General features: G+C 38.7%; 16 protein-coding genes and 2 tRNA genes. 15 read left to right on the top strand and 3 right to left on the bottom strand.

Annotated elements, in window-relative coordinates; genetic code table 11:
* Positions 1-40: 40 nt before the first annotated feature.
* The gene (locus K6D58_RS06135; protein ID WP_296828671.1) at positions 41-754 is read right to left on the bottom strand and encodes an IMP cyclohydrolase; all 714 of its coding nucleotides are present in this window, start codon (positions 752-754) and stop codon (positions 41-43) included.
* 92 nt (positions 755-846) lie between these two features.
* On the opposite strand from K6D58_RS06135, the gene K6D58_RS06130 reads away from it, so the two are divergent.
* Genes K6D58_RS06130 through K6D58_RS06115 form a run of 4 tightly spaced genes read left to right on the top strand, consistent with a single transcriptional unit; the run spans position 847 to position 4,600 of the window.
* Positions 847-1,191, top strand: coding sequence for an FHA domain-containing protein (locus tag K6D58_RS06130; protein WP_296828669.1), 345 nt, complete (start codon positions 847-849; stop codon positions 1,189-1,191).
* A gap of 11 nt (positions 1,192-1,202) precedes the next feature.
* Positions 1,203-2,201, top strand: coding sequence for a metallophosphoesterase (locus tag K6D58_RS06125; RefSeq protein WP_296828667.1), 999 nt, complete (start codon positions 1,203-1,205; stop codon positions 2,199-2,201).
* A gap of 15 nt (positions 2,202-2,216) precedes the next feature.
* Positions 2,217-3,878, top strand: coding sequence for a serine/threonine protein kinase (locus K6D58_RS06120; protein WP_296828665.1), 1,662 nt, complete (start codon positions 2,217-2,219; stop codon positions 3,876-3,878).
* Positions 3,875-4,600 carry a helix-turn-helix domain-containing protein gene (locus K6D58_RS06115; protein WP_296828664.1) on the top strand — a complete coding sequence of 242 codons (726 nt, stop codon included), beginning with the start codon at positions 3,875-3,877 and terminating at the stop codon, positions 4,598-4,600. Before K6D58_RS06120 ends, K6D58_RS06115 begins: the two co-directional genes overlap by 4 nt.
* Positions 4,601-4,659: 59 nt before the next feature.
* Here K6D58_RS06115 and K6D58_RS06110 read toward each other — a convergent pair whose 3' ends face one another.
* Positions 4,660-6,114, bottom strand: coding sequence for a nicotinate phosphoribosyltransferase (locus K6D58_RS06110; protein WP_296828662.1), 1,455 nt, complete (start codon positions 6,112-6,114; stop codon positions 4,660-4,662).
* Positions 6,115-6,224: 110 nt separating this feature from the next.
* Positions 6,225-7,028, bottom strand: a complete 804-nt coding sequence (locus K6D58_RS06105) for an SDR family NAD(P)-dependent oxidoreductase (RefSeq protein WP_296828660.1) — start codon at positions 7,026-7,028, stop codon at positions 6,225-6,227.
* A 121-nt stretch (positions 7,029-7,149) separates the two neighbouring features.
* Here K6D58_RS06105 and K6D58_RS06100 point away from each other — a divergent pair, with 121 nt between their 5' ends.
* From K6D58_RS06100 to K6D58_RS06050, 11 genes are all read left to right on the top strand, one after another.
* A complete protein-coding gene (locus K6D58_RS06100) occupies positions 7,150-8,484 on the top strand; it encodes a glycoside hydrolase family 3 N-terminal domain-containing protein (protein WP_296828659.1) in 1,335 nt (444 codons plus the stop codon).
* Between the two features lie 66 nt (positions 8,485-8,550).
* Complete coding sequence (locus tag K6D58_RS06095; protein WP_296828658.1) at positions 8,551-9,432, top strand: RsmB/NOP family class I SAM-dependent RNA methyltransferase; 882 nt, start codon at positions 8,551-8,553, stop codon at positions 9,430-9,432.
* Between the two features lie 61 nt (positions 9,433-9,493).
* Positions 9,494-9,564 (top strand) — tRNA-Gln (locus K6D58_RS06090).
* A gap of 60 nt (positions 9,565-9,624) precedes the next feature.
* Positions 9,625-9,697, top strand: a tRNA-Glu gene (locus K6D58_RS06085).
* A 190-nt stretch (positions 9,698-9,887) separates the two neighbouring features.
* Positions 9,888-11,588: a DUF5312 family protein gene (locus tag K6D58_RS06080; RefSeq protein ID WP_296828657.1), complete on the top strand. Its 1,701-nt coding sequence runs from the start codon at positions 9,888-9,890 to the stop codon at positions 11,586-11,588.
* Positions 11,589-11,599: 11 nt separating this feature from the next.
* Positions 11,600-12,346 carry a purine nucleoside phosphorylase YfiH/LACC1 family protein gene (locus tag K6D58_RS06075; RefSeq protein ID WP_296828656.1) on the top strand — a complete coding sequence of 249 codons (747 nt, stop codon included), beginning with the start codon at positions 11,600-11,602 and terminating at the stop codon, positions 12,344-12,346.
* A gap of 112 nt (positions 12,347-12,458) precedes the next feature.
* Positions 12,459-13,796: an argininosuccinate synthase gene (locus tag K6D58_RS06070; RefSeq protein WP_296828654.1), complete on the top strand. Its 1,338-nt coding sequence runs from the start codon at positions 12,459-12,461 to the stop codon at positions 13,794-13,796.
* Positions 13,797-13,800: 4 nt separating this feature from the next.
* The gene (locus K6D58_RS06065) at positions 13,801-14,103 is read left to right on the top strand and encodes a Dabb family protein (RefSeq protein ID WP_296828652.1); all 303 of its coding nucleotides are present in this window, start codon (positions 13,801-13,803) and stop codon (positions 14,101-14,103) included.
* Positions 14,104-14,224: 121 nt separating this feature from the next.
* Positions 14,225-15,790: a 4-alpha-glucanotransferase gene (gene malQ / locus K6D58_RS06060; RefSeq protein WP_296828650.1), complete on the top strand. Its 1,566-nt coding sequence runs from the start codon at positions 14,225-14,227 to the stop codon at positions 15,788-15,790.
* 152 nt (positions 15,791-15,942) lie between these two features.
* Positions 15,943-16,644, top strand: a complete 702-nt coding sequence (deoD, locus tag K6D58_RS06055) for a purine-nucleoside phosphorylase (protein ID WP_296828648.1) — start codon at positions 15,943-15,945, stop codon at positions 16,642-16,644.
* A 16-nt stretch (positions 16,645-16,660) separates the two neighbouring features.
* Entirely contained in the window at positions 16,661-17,569 is a 909-nt protein-coding gene (locus K6D58_RS06050; RefSeq protein WP_296828646.1) for a nucleotidyltransferase family protein, read from the top strand.

The following is a 17,569-nucleotide window of genomic DNA, read 5'->3' as shown; positions in this document are numbered from 1 at the left end:
CTGTAAAAAGGTGCCTTTCTTTTATTCTTTTATTATTTTATTATTTGTTTTTGTTTACAATGCGGCTTTCTGCTTTTCCGCTAGCAATATCAATAAAGCGTACAAAAAGAGAAACCTTGTTGTCTTCATTAAGGTTATTCCAGATTCTGTCTGTAAGTTCATCGATGTTTCCCTTAAGTTCAACTTTTTCTGGTTCACCTTCAAAGCTTGGAAGAGGGTTGCCGTTTCCCATATATGTGTGGATGTAGCGGCCTGTTCCTGCTGCAGGGTTTTCATAGGCAAAGGTATATCTGTTTGTACCATTTTCATCACCATCGTCACTTTTAAGAATTGAAAGGGTGATATCATAGTTTGAGTTTTCTACATGAAGGGCTGCAGAAATACGTGGTGTAAAGTTTGGTGAATCCGGCTCAAATTTTCTTGAACGGAGAGACTGTTCAAATGTAAGTCCCTTTTTAAGTCCTTCCCATGCTGTATCTGTCTGATCACCATTAGTTACTACAGTAATGCCTGGCAGTACCCTTACAGGTGAGTAGATAATAAGGCTTGGATCTGTAAGTTTTGAAGGATCAAAAGCCTGTGTTTTAATTCCTTCTCCATCTTCTACAAAAACTCTGTTTCTGCTGTTTACGCTTCTTCCCATAATCCAGTAGGCTGCAACGGCATATTTTCCGTCTTCAGATTTTCCAGCGATAATTCCTCTTCCAGGATATTCATTCTGAGAAAGGGTTTTTGCAAGGTCTTTTTTTTCCATTTGTTTTCTCCTGTCATCTTCCGTATGAGCGGTTTTGCAGGATTATATCATAGATGTTGGCGTTTTTCTATTATTCGGGATATAATAAATGCATGGCAGATACTACAGTTGTAAATGCAAGTCCTTTAGGACAGCATCTTGAACGCATTGCTGAAAGTCAGCAGGTTTCATATTTGGTTTTCAACAAGAAAAGAATTACTCTTGTTGCAAAGATTATGATTGGACGGGAAACAGACAATACTATTGTTGTAGACAATAAGCTTGCCAGCCGCCATCATTGCATGATTCAGAAAATACGTGACGCATATTTTCTTAAGGATGAAAATTCTACTAACGGAACTTTTCTTAACGGAAGGCGTATTCCTCCTGATAAGTATGTCCGTCTTAATCCTGGTGATAAAATTACCATAGGATCTTCTAATCTTATAATGGGCTGATATTTTATTACATGGATTTTTCTTCCCTTTTAAAAAAACTGAATTCCTATAAGCCTTCCTCAAGTCTGCCTGATGATTCTCAGCTCATGCAGGAACTTGATGAAACTATTTCAGTTCTGGAAACTGAATCTCCTGAATACCGTCCTTTAAATAAAGAGGGTAAAAGCGGCTATCTTCTGGATTTTACTTTCAGTTCCCTACCGGTAATAATTGTTCCGGATCTTCATGGCCGCTATAATTTTTTACTCAGGCTTCTTAAAGCAGAACTTCCTGCCTTTAAGCTTTCTGTTGGAGAATTACTTTGTGAGCAGAAGTTGATTATACTTTGTGTAGGAGATGGAATTCACTCAGAAAAAAGGGGCAGGCTCAGGTGGCAGCAGGCCTATGAGGACTGGCAGAGTAATGCTTATGCCGGACCTTCCATGCAGGAAGAAATGAAGGAAAATATTTCTACCATGCGGATTGTAATGGAATTAAAAAGAGATTTTCCCCGGAATTTTCACTTTTTAAAAGGTAATCACGAAAATATCCTTAACTCTTTTGATAATGGAAACAGGCCTTTTTATAAGTATGCCAATGAAGGACAGATGACCTGCGATTTTATAAGACAGGTTTATGGAGATGCCATACTTTATCTTATAAGTCTTTTTGAAAGTCATCTTCCTGTCTGTTCTGCCTTTAAAACCTTTTGTGTTTCTCATGCAGAGCCGGAATCTTTTTTTACCCGGGAAGAAATTATAGAAGGTGGCAGCGATTTAATTCATGCCTTTACCTGGACAGATAATGATGTTGCTGCAGAGGGCAGTGTAAAAAAACTTTTTTCCATGCTTACCGGCCTTTCAGAAAAAAAAGCCTTATGGTTTGGTGGTCACAGGCCTGTTAGTGAAAAATATCTTTTGAGGCAGAACGGAAGTTACGTTCAGTTTCACAATCCTCAGAAGATGAATGTTGTAGTAATCAATAAATCAGGAAAATTTGATCCTGAAAAAAATATAGTTTCAGTAATTTAACAGTAGGGGATAATAATGGCTGTGGTTCCTGGCGTAATCGGAAAATATAAAATACTTGCAGTTGTTGCAGTAGGAGGAATGGGTACTGTTTATCGTGCCATGCATCCTTCTTTAAAGCGCACTGTAATCATAAAAAAACTTACATTAAAAAACGGCGGAACTTCCATCAGGGAAAGATTTAAAAGAGAAGCTCAGATTCTTCTGGATTTATCTTCTCCTTATGTTGTAAGAATGTTTGATTATTTTACAGAAGGCCGCTCTGATTATATTGTCCTTGAATATGTAGACGGTATGTCCCTTGATAAAGTAATTGAACGGCAGGTATCTTTGCCTCCTGCTTTATCACTGCTGATTTTTCTTGATGCCTGTTATGGCTTAAAGCATGCACATTCAAAAGGAATTGTTCACAGGGATATAAAACCTGGTAATATCCTTATCTCCCGTCATGGTGAAGTTAAGCTTGCAGATTTTGGTATTGCCGCTGCAGAAAAAGAAAGTGAGATCCCTGAAAGTAAAAGTGACAGGACAGGAACTAAAACTTCTGACAAAACTACTGCTCACACAAGAAGCACTTCAGAAAATATAACCAGATCAGGTTCCACTTTAGGGACTCCAGCCTACATGAGTCCTGAACAGATAGCTGATTCCAGTAAAGTTGACCAGAGGGCAGATATTTATTCCATGGGTGTCATGCTTTATGAAATGGTAACAGGAACAAAACCTTACCCTGGAGAAATGGACCGCAAAACTATTGCCAGAATAAAAAAGGGAGAGTATCTTCCGCCTAAAAAGCTTGATCCAAAACTCCCTTTTCTTGTCTGTCACCTCATAAAAAAAATGATGCAGCCTAAGGCAGAAAGAAGATACAGAAGTATTGATTCAGTTATAAAAAAGATAAAGCATTTTTTACAGCGTTATGATACCCATGCCTTAAGGGTTCAGCTGGCTCAGTCAGTAATTTCTTCAAAACCTGTTCAGTACGAAGTAGTTAAGCCAAAGAGAAAATGGTTTACTTTTATTCTTTCGGCTTTTGTAATTGTAGTTTTTCTTTTTGCTGCCGGACGTTATGTATGGACAGAAGGTTATGTTCATAAAACAATTTTAAGCAAATGGTATACTCCAGTTACTTTAAGCTTAAAACTTCCTTCTACTGCCAGCGCTGATGCAGACCTTCAGTCCAGGGCATTTTTCTTTGTAGATGATAATGATAAAATTCCGGAGGTAAAGGACAGCAGAAGAATTTTTGTGGCAGATGAAAATCTTTCTAAGGGTGCCCTTTACTGTCAGACTAAACCTGTTTATCTTAAACCTGGAAATTACAGGGTAAAGATTGCAACAGGCCCTTATGTAAGCTGGAAAAATATAAAGGTAAGTCATAAGGCCCTTAATGTCTCCCTGGATTTTTCTAAGGGAAACTCCCTGCGTAAGATTCAGCTTCATACTTCTGCCTTTGATTTGAACAGCGGTAAGGATATTTCTTCTTCCGTTAACTTCCTTATACTTTATGGTAATTCCTATGTAGACCTGGATTCAGTTAATCCTTCTCATTTTGTAACCAGTAATGTTTATAAATTTAAGGCTGTCTGCCAGGGGTACGAAGATGAATATTTCAGTCTCCGCCTTGACTGGTATCAGGATGAGCTTTATATAAATGCAGGGATGAAAAAGAAGAAATGACCTCTGTTCTCCTTACAAAAAAATCTCAGCTTCCTGTCTGGAATTATCTGGCAGAGATTCTTAAAAAAGATGATCTTTCCATAAAGATGATGACAGACCCGGATGAATTTTATTCTTACGTAGAAGCTCATCAGTACAACGAAATAGATTTTACTCTTGTAGATATGTCAGCCATTCAGCTGGATTCCTTTAATCCTTATTCCCTTTTTCTTGATGAAGGAATTCTGGTTCCTGTTGTAGTTTACAATGATCCGTTTCCTCAGAGAGATCAGATGGCTTTTTACTGGGCGCTTAAAAATGAAGAATATTTTAATCCTATTTTTACTGCAGAAAAACTTCTTCCTTATAGTAAAATCTGGAGACGTTTACAGGATCTCCTTAACAGTCCGGAGATAAATCCCTATATAAGCTGCATCTGCCGTGAAAAAGAATTTTCTCCTTCAGCAAATTCTTTTGATCCTCAGAATCTTTTTAAGACAGAAAAATCCGGCTGCTTAAAGGAAAAACTTTTCTTTTATCTTTATGACCGCCTTAATAAAGCTGTAACTGTAATGGAACTTTGTAATTATTTATGGGGTAGTGATGACAGTAAAAACCGCCGTCATCTTTTTACTTGTATTCATGATTTAAGAAATTTCCTTCAGGAAAAAAATGCTGACTTTGTAAAAATAGTCAGGGATTCAAAAGAAAATTATCTTATGTCCCTTAATTTTTCTGAATAAACAAAAAGCCCTGAATCTGATTTTATTTTCAGTTTCAGGGCTTTGATTTTTTTTATACCTTATTTAATGTTTGCTTTAATAAAGGCAAGCTTAAGGTCCTTAAGTTTTTCTGTTACGGAAACTTTATAAATGTGTGGATTAAGGATTCTCTTGTAAGAAGCATCCAGGGTTTCAATTTCCTTCATCATTACTTCACGGCTCTTTTTAAGCTGAACTGCATCATCAAGACGTTCCTGTGTTCTCTGTCCGTCCTTAAGGCGGAGTGAAAGCATAGGTTTAACTGAAGCTGCAGTAAATGTAAACTGACGGTAATCAACCATTGTGTGATAGAACCTGTATTCCTTTCCTGCTTCAAGAACTTCATCTTCAAGACCAAGAATATCTGCCCTTGCCATGGAGTTTTCATCATAAAGTCTCCATACATTTTTAATGCCAGGGTTTGTAGTCTTTGCAGGGTTGTCAGAGAATTTCATTGCAGGAACCATAGAGTTCTTTTCTGCATCATGGCGGGCTGCAAGTTTATAAACGCCTGTAAAGCTTGATTCGTTTCCACCTGTTACCATGTGGGTTCCAACACCCCAGCTTGCAATAGGTGCATTCTGCTGTACAAGAGTTTCAATAATTTCTTCTGTAAGTTCGTTTGAAACGGAAATAAAGGCCTGTGGGAATCCTGCCTTATCCAGTTCCTTTCGTACTTCCTGAGTAAGGTAAGAGATGTCTCCGGAATCAAGTCTTACGCCAAAGTTGTATCCCTGTTCAACAAGTTTTGCTCCGGCTTTAATAGCGTTTTTGATTCCGCTTTTAAGTGTGTCATAGGTATCAATAAGGAATACTGTTTTTTCAGGATAGATTTTTGCATAGGCTTCAAAAGCTTCCAGTTCACTAGGAAAACTCATAACCCAGGAATGAGCCATTGTTCCCATTACAGGAATACCGTAAAGTTTTCCTGCAAGAGTGTTACTTGTACCTGCAGCTCCACCAATGTAAGAAGCCCTGGTTGCACTCATTGCACCATCTGGTCCCTGAGCACGTCTGAGGCCAAATTCCATAATGTTTCCTTTTTTGCTGGCAAGCCATACTCTTGCTGTTTTAGTTGCAATAAGGCTCTGAAAGTTAATGTGATTAAGAACAAGACCTTCAAGAATCTGTGCTTCAATAAGGTTTGCGTGAATACGTACAAGAGGTTCCTGTGGGAAAATTATTGAACCTTCTTCAAAAGACCATAAGTCTCCGGAAAAATGGAAGTCCTTAAGGTAATCAAGGAATCCCTGTTCAAAGATTTTCTGTTCCTTAAGATAGGCAATGTCTTCTTCAGAAAATTTAAACTCTGTAATAATGTCAAGAAGAGTTTCAATTCCCGCAAAAACACTGAATCCTCCATTAAAGGGATTGCGTCGGAAGAACATGTCGAATACGACCTTGTGATTCATGTTCTGCTTCCAGTAACCCTGAGCCATAGTGAGCTCATAGAAGTCCGTGAAAAGTGCACTGGTGATTTTGTACTGCTGTTCCATAAAAATGTCCTTTATGTATAAAATTTTTTTTCAGGACAGTTGTTCTCTGGCACTCCAGACAGCATCTGCTGAAGCACAACCGGCGTCCTTTTTTATAGTATAGAATTATATCAATTACTTGGTCTTTTGCAATATTTGAAGGTAAACCAGGCCCCTGCATATCTGCCTATAAAGCGGCTGGCTGCTGCCTTAAACTTCCATTTAAAGGCATACATTGAATACATTTTACCTTTTTTTGAAGCCTTTATTGCATGTCTTACTGTTTTAAGGGGGTCCTTTCCGTGTAAAACTTCTTTTCTTGCTCCCCTTGAAGCAACGTTGGCAAATTCTGTACTTACAGGTCCGGGACAAAGTGCTGTTACACTTATTCCCCTGTCTTTAAGTTCTGCCCTTAATGCAACGCTAAAACTAAGGACATAGGCCTTGCTTGCTCCATATACTGCAAAGTTTCCCAAAGGAAGAAAGGATGCAAGACTTGCAGTATTTATAATGCGGCAGCCTTTTGTCATGTAAGGGAGGGCGTATCCTGTAATTCCTGTCAGGGAAGTGCAGTTAAGCTCTACCATATCCATTTCCCTTTCTGTGTCAGTGTCTGCAAATTCTCCGTAACTTCCAAAGCCGGCATTGTTTACAAGAACCTTAATGCAGATTCCTCCCTGACTTTGGTTTTCTTCATCTGCTTTTTTAAGGAGAGCCTTTATGGCAAGGGCTCCTTCTTTTCCGCTTATGTCCTGAGCAATGCAGACTGTTTCTACCTGAGGACTGGTGATATTTATGCTTTTCTTTAATTCTTCAAGCTTTTCTTTTCTTCTTGCAATAATCCAGAGCTGGTCAGGATTTTCCAGGGCCAGTTCCTGAGCAAAACATGTACCCATGCCGCTGGAGGCCCCTGTAACTATAATAATGTTTTTCATCAGGACAAATTATAGCAGTTAAACAAAAAATTTGACATAGCAGGGCTTTTTTCCCGGATATATTGAATTTAATTTTTTATAAAATATTTAAATTTAATTGCCTTTCTGATAATCTTTTAATATGAATCCAATTTTAAAACATAAAGTTTTTTTGCGTATATTCATATTTTTATTCTGCTGCCTTATCTGTTCTTCAAAGGCCTTTAATATTTGCAGGGATGGTTACATTTGTAATGGTGAGAATTTTTCTTATGATGAACTTAACCTGGCTGCTATTTCCTATGTGGCTTCCCTGTCTCCGGAAGATGCTGCCAGTCAGCTTTTTCTTGTAAATGTTGCAGGATGCAGGCGTTTTTTACCTGTAGAAACTTATTACGATGTATATCCTGAAAATGAAGAAAACAGTATAGAACTTAAACAAAAAATACTTGCTCCTGGAGGCTGTCTTTTATTTGCCTATAATATTGCAGATGACTATATGCAGGTAATGGAATATATAGAATCCATAAATGAAGTATATTCGGAAGCTTCCCTTCCACTTCCACATATTGCCATTGATCAGGAAGGAGGTATGGTAAACCGCCTTAAAGGAATAACCAGTTCTTTTCCTTCAGCCAAACTGACTGCAGAAACCATTTCTCCAGATGTTGCAGAACGTATGTATTACAGTCAGGCCAGACAGATGAAGTACCTTGGTTTTTCCATGAACCTTTCTCCTGTTGCTGAACCTTCAGGTCCGGAAAACTGTGATTTTCTTCTTTCAAGAAGTTTTGGTAATCCTGCAAGAACAGTTGCTTTTTCTGTAGCCCAGATAAATGCCTTTGAAAAAGCCAGGGTATGTACTGTTGTAAAACATTTTCCAGGCAATACAAATGTAGACCCTCATACAGGACTTCCGGAAATTAAAGTTTCAGAAGTTCTTTTTGAACAATATTATTTAAAGCCATTTAAACTGGTTTTAACTACAAGTCCGGGAGCGGTCCTTATGTCCCACGCAAGAATAGCCGCCCTTTCCGGTGATGAACCTGCAGCCTTAAGTCCCTACTGGATAAAGGAAAAGCTTAAGGGGGATTTCTTTTATGATGGCCTGGTTATCAGTGATGATATTTTTATGGCAGCCTTAACAGAAAACGGTTTTCCTCCGGAAGAAGCTGCCGTAAAGGCAATAGAAGCTGGTACAGATGTTATAATGCTCAGCGAAAAGCGTTTTGCTCCGGCCCTGCGTATCCTTCTTGATAAAGCAGCCATTGATGAAACTTTTAAGGGCAGACTTGAAAATGCAGAGAGAAGGGTGATTCTTTCTAAGATTTACTATGGCCTTCTTGAAGTTTACAGGGAGAACGGGCAGCTTAAAGTTGTTAATAAAAATACTCTTGCAGATATGGATTACCGCTTTAATTCCTTTGAAAAAGAGTATGATAAGGGAATGGAACTTTACGACAGATATTTTAACTAGGGATTTATCGTAAATATCTGGACCTGAGCTTTTTTTTAGCTTTTTATAGATTTACAGGATCAGTTTATGAAACAGAAAAAAAACACCCCCAGATTAACAGGGGAACAGGCCTTTGAACTTTATTATGGAGAGCTTTACGCAGACAGATGGCCTTTATTAAAGGCTGCTCTCGGAGAAGACAATGTTTATGCCCGTCTTTCCTGGGGTAAAGAATCATATTTTCTTGATCCTGCCAGCCTTACCGCTGCCTTGTGCCTTGATGTGACAAAGGCTTCTTCCCTTCTTGATATGTGTGCAGCTCCTGGTGGAAAGTCCCTTGTTATTTCCGGAATAAAATCTCCTTCTGCCAGCCTTAACTCCAATGAAAGGTCCCCTGCCAGAAAAGCCCGTCTTGATAAAGTAATTGAAACAGTTTTACCGGAAGAAATTTCTTCTACAGTAATTACCAGTCTTGGAGATGCTGCCTTATGGTGCAAGCGTCAGGAAGAGGCTTTTGATGCCATTCTCCTTGATGCTCCTTGTTCCAGTGAACGTCATGTCCTTGCAGATCCTAAGTATTTAAAGGACTGGACTCCTTCAAGAGTAAAGACCCTTTCCATGGAACAATGGGCCCTTATGTCATCTGCCTGGAGACTTTTAAAAAAAGGCGGTTTTCTTTTATATGCAACCTGTGCCTTAAGCCATGATGAAAACGATGGCAGGGTGGAAAAGCTTCTTAAAAAATTTGATGATGTTAATATATGCAGTCCTGATTATGTAAAAGAAGTCCTTAAAGGTAACCTTAATAATTTTACTGCTGATGTTTCCTGGGACAGTCAGGAGTTTTCGCTTGATCCCCTTACCATGTTTTCTCTTGCCCTTAAAACAGAATATGGATTTCATATTCTTCCTGATGCTGCTAAAGGTGCAGGTCCCCTTTATTTTACACTTTTACAAAAAAAATATTAAAAAATGACATTATCCTATTGACACTTTTTTTTGAAACTTATATATTACTTTCACATTGCATTCCCCGATTGTGTAATGGTAGCACTTCAGATTCTGGTTCTGACTGTGGGGGTTCGAATCCTCCTTGGGGAACTAAAAACTGGACCTTTGGTTCAGTTTTTTTTTGTAGAAAACACAACTTTTTTACATTCTGGTCCCTTCGTCTATCGGTTTAGGACGAGAGATTCTCAATCTCTAAAGACGGGTTCGACTCCCGTAGGGACCGTAGTTAAAGTTCTCTTTTTTTAAGGGAACTTTTTTTATTTACAGCCAGTTTCCTTTTTGTTTTCTGAATTTATTCTTCCCTTACATTTGTTTAAGATTAATTTTTGCTTTAAATTGAGAAATTATTAAAAGGGATAAATCTTGTGTTTTTACTTTACAAAGTACAATGTTTTTTTTAGGATAAGGAATCTATGGCAGCAGAGAACGAAAGATCCGCATTTGACAGAATGGTTACTACAATCTCAGATGATGAGCGTAAGGATATGCTTGATAAGGTCAGCAGGTCTGCACAGGAAGAAGAGGATGATGATGTATCTTCACTGCCTGTAAATGAGCAGGAATATAAAACAAGCCTTTCCATCCGCCTTCAGCAGGAATCTTTTTTAAGGCGTCTCTGGATTAAAATAAAATCAGCTCTTTTTAATATTACTCCGGAAGATATTTACAATACATCCCTTATAAATCACATAGCTCATGATGTAGAACATACATATCCCGGACTTATTTCCCACAGAAGAAGTGTCCTTACCCTGGGTACTTACGAAAAGCTTTTTATGATTCGTAAGGTTCAGGAATTTTTTATGCCTTATATTGAGAGTTATGAAAGTAACCCTGGTCTTTACTATTATTATCTTAGTCTTGTTGTAATGCCGGAAATTACGGAACAGATTCAGCAGAATTCAGATCCCTATAAATTTCCTTTTACAAAAAACCTTACAACAGAAACCAGGGTTCAGCTTATAAAAAAAATCGATGATGCCCTGGACAGCCTTCCTGAATCAAAAAGAACTGCCATGTATATGTGTGTCCGTTCAATTGAATGGCTTAAAGCCTTTAACCGCATGCATGTTGATTCCCTTATAAGGAATTTTACACCGGCAAAGGAATGTCTTTATAATCTTTCCCGCAGTGACTTTGCTTCAATAGCAAAGGTAATGAATGTAGTTAATATTCCAGGTAATGAAGCCCTTGTAGCTTTATTTTCCTTTTATTACAACACTACGGCAGATAATCCCAACCAGGGTGATGAAGAACAGCTTGTTTCTGAGTTTATAAACGGAGCCCATCTTCATATAGAAGAAATCCGTTCTTTTTCCAGCGGTCTTCCTGTTAAGGATATTGCCCGCCTGGTTTTTGACAATGCCCTTTATGATTCAAGACCATTTGGTGGTGGGGAAGACTGGTTTGTAAAATTCAAGAGCCAGTGGAGAATTAATTTTGACACAAGATGGAATCAGTGGCTCTTTGATTATAAAAAATACAGGGTTCAGATTAAGATAAAGACTTACTTTGATTATGATGATCTTCCACTTCTTCCTGTAAGGCCATGGACTAAACTCTGGACAGGTTATCCTTTCAGATATGAACTTTCCATGGGCTTTATCTGGCTTTTCTTTGGAACAATCGTAAAAACTATAGAAGCAGTATTAAAAACCTTAATGCTGGAAGGGGATTTTGTAGTAAAGGAAAATTCTGCTGAATATACGGATAACTTCAGGTTCCTGCAGAATATCAGGAATGATTTTGCTGTATTTAATGCATCCCTTTCTGACGGGGGAGAAGTAGCAGCTGCCCTTAACAGTCTCGGTCATAGTCCTGACAAGGATCCATCAAGTCGTGCAGGTTTTACAGCCGTAATGAATGATGTAGAAGATACTGCCCAGAGCTTTATTGAAAAGGCAGGTAAATGGTTCCGTTCAATGAAGGGACTTATAGGTGCCATTGTAAACGGGGCAGAAAGTCAGTATTACGGAGGACTTACCAACTGGTCAAAAATCGGAGGAAGACAGAACAAGGAATTTAAGGAAAATCTTTCTGCTGCATATATGCTCATAGACCATGCCTATGATATTTTAACGGAAGCAGAAGGCCTTGATTCAAGTTCAGTTTAGTTTAGTTTGTTATGGAAGACCTTATTCTTTCTCAGAAATTTATTGATTCACCTGATTCACCTGTCTGGGGAATGTCGCTAAAAGCTGCAGGTTCCATGAGATTCCGCTGGAACGAAGTAAATCCCAACCGTCTTGAATTTTTAAACCGCCTTTCTTTTCCTGATAAAATTCCTGCTCAGGTTGAACTTTATCATTCTCAGGAAGTTGTATTTATTAAGGATGCTGATGACTGTAAGAATGTGAGGGCAGATGGAATTATTACTCAGAACAAATCCCTTATACCTTTGGTAACTGTAGCGGACTGCATGCCAATATTTATGTATGACCCTGTTACTTCTACTGTGGCTGTCCTTCATTCAGGCTGGAAGGGAACCGGTATTGTAAAAAATGCCCTGGAGCTTGCCCTCAAAAAAACTTCTGCCAGACCTGAGGATTTTAAAATCGTACTTGGACCCCACATTCATGACTGCTGTTATAATGTTGACGAGGAAAGGGCAGAGTATTTTTCATCCAATTTTACTCCTGAATGTGTCAGAAACCTTGGACAGGGCCAGTACGCCCTTTCTCTTGCCAGGGCCAACCTTGCCCTCTTAAAAAAATGTGGTGTGCCGGAAGAAAATATCTGTGTACGCCCTGAATGTACCTGCTGTAATGATAAGTTTGGTTCTTTCCGCAGGGAAACAGCTGCATTTTCCTATTTATCGCCGGAAGAAAAGGCCTTCAGGTTTACGGTTCAGGCAGCATTTGTAAAATTTTAGCATATTTTTAAACTTTTCCCCGAATTTGAAAGTATTTTTATGCATGTTACTTGCATATTTATAAGTTAATTACTATATTGAATGTATAAATTTTCATTTTGCGAGGATTCCTATGGCAACTAAAAAAACTGAAGCTGCAGAAAAACCAGCTAAGGCAGTAAAGGCTGAAAAGGCCGCTAAAAAATCAAAGAAAGACAAGGTTGTTCTTGCTTATTCAGGTGGACTTGATACTACAGTTATTATTCCGTGGCTCAAGGAAAATTACGATTATGATGTAATCGCTGTCTGCATTGACGTAGGTCAGGGTGATGACTGGAAGGCAATTAAGAAGCGTGCCCTTAAGACAGGTGCTTCTGCATGTTATGTTGTAGATGCCCGTCAGGAATACATTGAAGAATACATCTGGCCTGCACTTAAGGCTAATGCAGTTTATGAAGATGAATACCTTCTTGGTACTTCTACTGCCCGTCCTCTTATTGGAAAGATTCTTGTTGAATATGCCCGTCAGGAAAAGGCAGTTGCAATCTGTCACGGTGCTACAGGTAAAGGAAACGATCAGGTTCGTTTTGAACTTGCTATTAAGGCATTTGCTCCAGATCTTAAAGTAATCGCTGCATGGCGTGATGATAAATGGAACATGGACAGCCGTGAAGCAGAAATCAAATATCTTGAAGACAGGGGACTTGAAGTTCCAATGAAGAAAGACCAGTCATATTCCCGTGACGAAAACATCTGGCACCTTAGCCATGAAGGTCTTGAACTTGAAAAGACAGAAAATGAACCTAACTATAAACATATGCTTAAGAACACTGTTGTTCCTGAAGAAGCAAAAGAAGGCGGCGAATACGTTAAGATTGAATTCGTTAAGGGTATTCCTGTTTCTGTAAACGGTAAAAAAATGAATGGTCTTCAGATCATGACAGAACTTAACAAAATCGGCGGAAGAAATGGTGTTGGTCTTGTTGACATCTGTGAAAACCGTTGTGTAGGAATGAAGAGCCGTGGTGTTTACGAAACACCAGGTGGAGCTATTCTTTATGCAGCACACCGCATGATGGATCATATTTGTCTTGACCGTGATACATATCACTACAAGCAGCAGCTTTCCATTAAAGTTGCAGAACTTATCTATGACGGAAAATGGTTTACAACACTCTTTGACAGCTGCATGGCATTTGTAGACAAAACAGAAGAAACTGTAACCGGATGGGTTCAGCTTAAACTTTACAAGGGTTCAATCCGCGGAGCAGGAAGCTCTTCACCATACAGCCTTTACAATGAATCAATTGCAAGCTTTACAACTGGTGAACTTTATAACCACAAGGATGCTGAAGGCTTTATTACACTCTTCGGTCTTCCACTTAAGGTTCGTGCTATGATGGAACAGAGCACAGGTACAGGTCAGGCTGTAATTAAGTCAAAGAAACTTAAGAAGAGACCAACAGAGTAATTATATGGTAAAGCACGTAATTTTATGGCAGCTTAAGGACGAGCTTGATTCTGCAGAAAAAGACAGGGTAAAAAAGAACATTAAGGAGCAGCTTGAAGCCCTTAAAGGAAAAGTACCAGGTCTTCTGGAAGTAAAGGTTAATATTAATGGCCTTACTTCTTCCAATGCAGATGTAATGCTTGATACATGTCTTGAAAGTGAAGAAGCCCTTAAAGGCTATCAGGTTCATCCTGATCATGTTAAGGCTGCAAATGAAGCAGTACGTCCTTATACCAAAACCCGTGTATGCATGGATTTTGAAATATAATTAATTTATGTAATGATAAAGGCGGTTTTCTTTTGCTGAATTTTTCTGGCAGAGGAAAGCCGCTTTTTTTTAGTATTTTTTTTTCGTGGAATTCCTGCATTTTATGCACTATACTGACAGTATGGCAAAAAAAATTATCCGCAAGTCGGGAATCTTACTTCATATAACAAGTCTTCCATCTAAGGAAGGTATTGGTACTTTAGGAAGTCAGGCATTTTTATTTTGTGACTGGCTTAAAAATGCAGGTCAAAAACTCTGGCAGATTTTACCTCTGGGACCTACAGGATACGGGGATTCACCTTATGCAAGTTTTTCTACTTTTGCAGGAAATCCCCTTATGATAGATTTTGCAGACCTTGTAAAAAGAGGATGGGCTAAAAAAGCGGATGTAAAGGTTCCTCAAAACATAAAGTCTTCCGAAAGGGTAGATTTTGGAGCCCTTGTCTGGTGGAAGCTTCCTCTCCTTTATAAATGCGCCTCTTATTTTCTTTTATCAATGAATGCTGATGATAAAAAGGCTTTTACTTCTTTTAAGAAAAAGAATGCTTTCTGGCTTGATGATTTTGCACTTTTTACTTCAATAAAAAAATATTATGACTCCAGGGCTGCAGAAGAAAAAGTTTACGGAGAAGCTTCAAGATGGAACAATTACTGGCCTAAGGATCTTGCCCGTCATCAGGAAAAAGCCCTTAATGAATGGACTCAGTTACATAAAGATGAACTTGAACAGATTAAGGTTGTTCAGTTTTTCTTCTTTTCTCAGTGGCAGGCCCTTAAAGATTATGCAAATGCAGCAGGTATAAAAATCATAGGTGATATTCCTATTTTTGTTGCAGGAGACAGTGCAGATCTCTGGGCAAACCAGAAATTTTTCCAGATTTGCAGAAAACGCCTTCAGCAGAAAAGTCAGGCAGGAGTTCCCCCTGATTATTTTTCTGCAACCGGTCAGTTGTGGGGGAATCCTTTATATGACTGGAAGGCTTTAAAGGAAGACGGGTATTCCTGGTGGGTAAACCGTATTTCTTCCATGATGAAGCTTGTTGATATTGTACGTATTGATCACTTCAGGGGTTTTGAATCTTACTGGAAGGTTCCTGAAGGCGAAAAAACTGCTGTTAATGGCAAGTGGACAAAGGGGCCCGGAAAAGATCTCTTTGATGTTATTAAGGCAAAATGTCCTAAAGCAGAAATTATTGCAGAAGATTTAGGTGTTATTACTAAAAAAGTTGCAGACTTAAGGGATCAGTGTGCTTTCCCTGGAATGAAAATCCTTCAGTTTGCCTTTAACGAAAATCCATGGACAGAAGAAAGCAGCCGCAATCTTTATCTGCCGGAAAATTTTGATACGGAAAATTGTGTAGTTTATACAGGTACCCACGACAATAATACTACTACAGCTGCCCTTAAGGAAAATCCACTTCAGTATAAATGGAATGTTTGTGATTACCTTGGCTTAAAGGATGATACGCCGGAAGAAAAAATCTGTCAGGCCCTTGTTGAATGTGCAGAATCTTCCTGTGCAAAATATTGCATAATTCCCCTTCAGGATATCCTCAAAACCGGAAGTGAAGGCCGTATGAATGTTCCTTCTGCAGCTAATGGTAACTGGAGCTGGAGACTTTCATCTCTGCCTTCTGCTTCAGAAGCAAAAAAACTTCTTAATATTACTGTTAAAGCCGGTCGTTAATTTTTTTTCAATAGATGGCTGACAAATAATAGCAATGAAAACCTTTTCAAATGAATAATTTTATGATTATTTACTGAATATATGATATACTGAAAGACCCTGCAGAAATTATTCAGACAGGGATTTTACTGACTTTAAAAAGGAGTTACATAATGAGTACACACATCAATGCAGCAGAAGGAGCAATTGCAGATTCAGTTCTTCTTCCAGGTGACCCTTTAAGGGCAAAATTTATTGCAGAAAATTTTCTTACAGATGCTAAATGTTATAATGAAGTCCGCGGTATGTATGGTTTTACCGGAACTTATAAAGGAAAAAGAGTATCTGTTCAGGGAACAGGTATGGGACAACCATCCCTTTCTATTTATGTAAATGAACTTTTCCAGTTTTATGGAGTTCAGAAAGCAATCCGTGTAGGAACCTGCGGTGCCGTAAGAAAGGATATTGCCCTTCGTGAAGTTATTCTTGCTCAGGGTGCATGTTCAGATTCAGGTCTTAATACCATGAGGTTTAACGGCCTTCATTATGCCCCAATTGCAGATTTTGAACTTCTTAAGAATGCCTATGATGCAAGTATGGCAAAAGGACTTAAGACAAATGTAGGTAATATTGTTTCCAGTGATATGTTCTATGACCCTAAATCCAACTGGAAGCTCTGGGCTGAATATGGAGCCATGGGTATAGAAATGGAAGCAGCTGAACTTTATACACTGGCTGCAAAATTTAACAGAAAGGCTCTTGCTGTTCTTACTGTAAGTGATCACATTCTTCTTGGAGGCGAAACAACTGCAGAAGAAAGGCAGACTACATTTACAAATATGATAGAAATAGCCCTTGAGGCAATTACAAAATAAAAAACAGGAATTAATCATGAAACCAACTCTTTTAGTTCTTGCAGCCGGAATGGGAAGCCGTTACGGCGGAGTAAAACAGATTGATGCAGTAGGAAAAAACAATGAATGTCTTCTTGATTATGCAGCATACGATGCACAGAAATGTGGATTTGGAAAAGTTGTTTTTGTAATCAGAAAAGACATAGAAAAAGATTTCCGCGAAAGGCTTTTTGACCGTCTTGCCCGTAATTTTGATGCGGAATATGTTTTTCAGTCAAAGGATTCCCTTCTTACAGGAGAAGAACTCAGCCGTTGTGCAGAAAGAACAAAGCCATGGGGAACAGTACATGCTGTTCTTTGTGCCCAGAAAGCAATAAAGACCCCTTTTGCAGTCATAAACAGTGATGACTATTATGGAAGGGAAGCCTTTAAGATTCTTTCCGGCCATCTTTCCTCAATAAAAACTGATTCTCCTGAACATGCCATGGTAGGTTACGTTCTTGGCAATACAATGAGTAAAAGTGGTTCCGTAAGCCGTGGTGTCTGTACCGTAAAGGACGGATATCTTGACTCTATCGTAGAAAATACTAAGATTTCCTATAAGGGTGACGGAATTGTCAGCGAAGTTGATGGTAAAGAAATTCCATTTACCGGAAAAGAATGGGTAAGCATGAATCTCTTTGGTTTTTCCCTTAAGGCTTTTGAAGAATTTAATGTTTACTGGGATAATTTTAAGGCAACTTCCCTGGACCAGGCAAAGACAGAAGCTCTTTTACCTGTTGCTGCCAGTGATATAGTAAGACATGGTCATGGAACAATTAAGTTTTATACTTCGCCGGAAAAATGGTTTGGTATGACTTATCCGGAAGACCGTCAGATTGTAAGGGAAGAAATTGATGCTAAGATAAAAAGCGGATATTATCCGTCTCTTCTCTGGCAGAAGTAA

Source organism: Treponema sp. (assembly GCF_024696245.1).
GTDB lineage: Bacteria > Spirochaetota > Spirochaetia > Treponematales > Treponemataceae > Treponema_D.
Note: the sequence above shows the minus strand (reverse complement) of the source record. Positions and strands in the feature narration are given on the sequence as shown.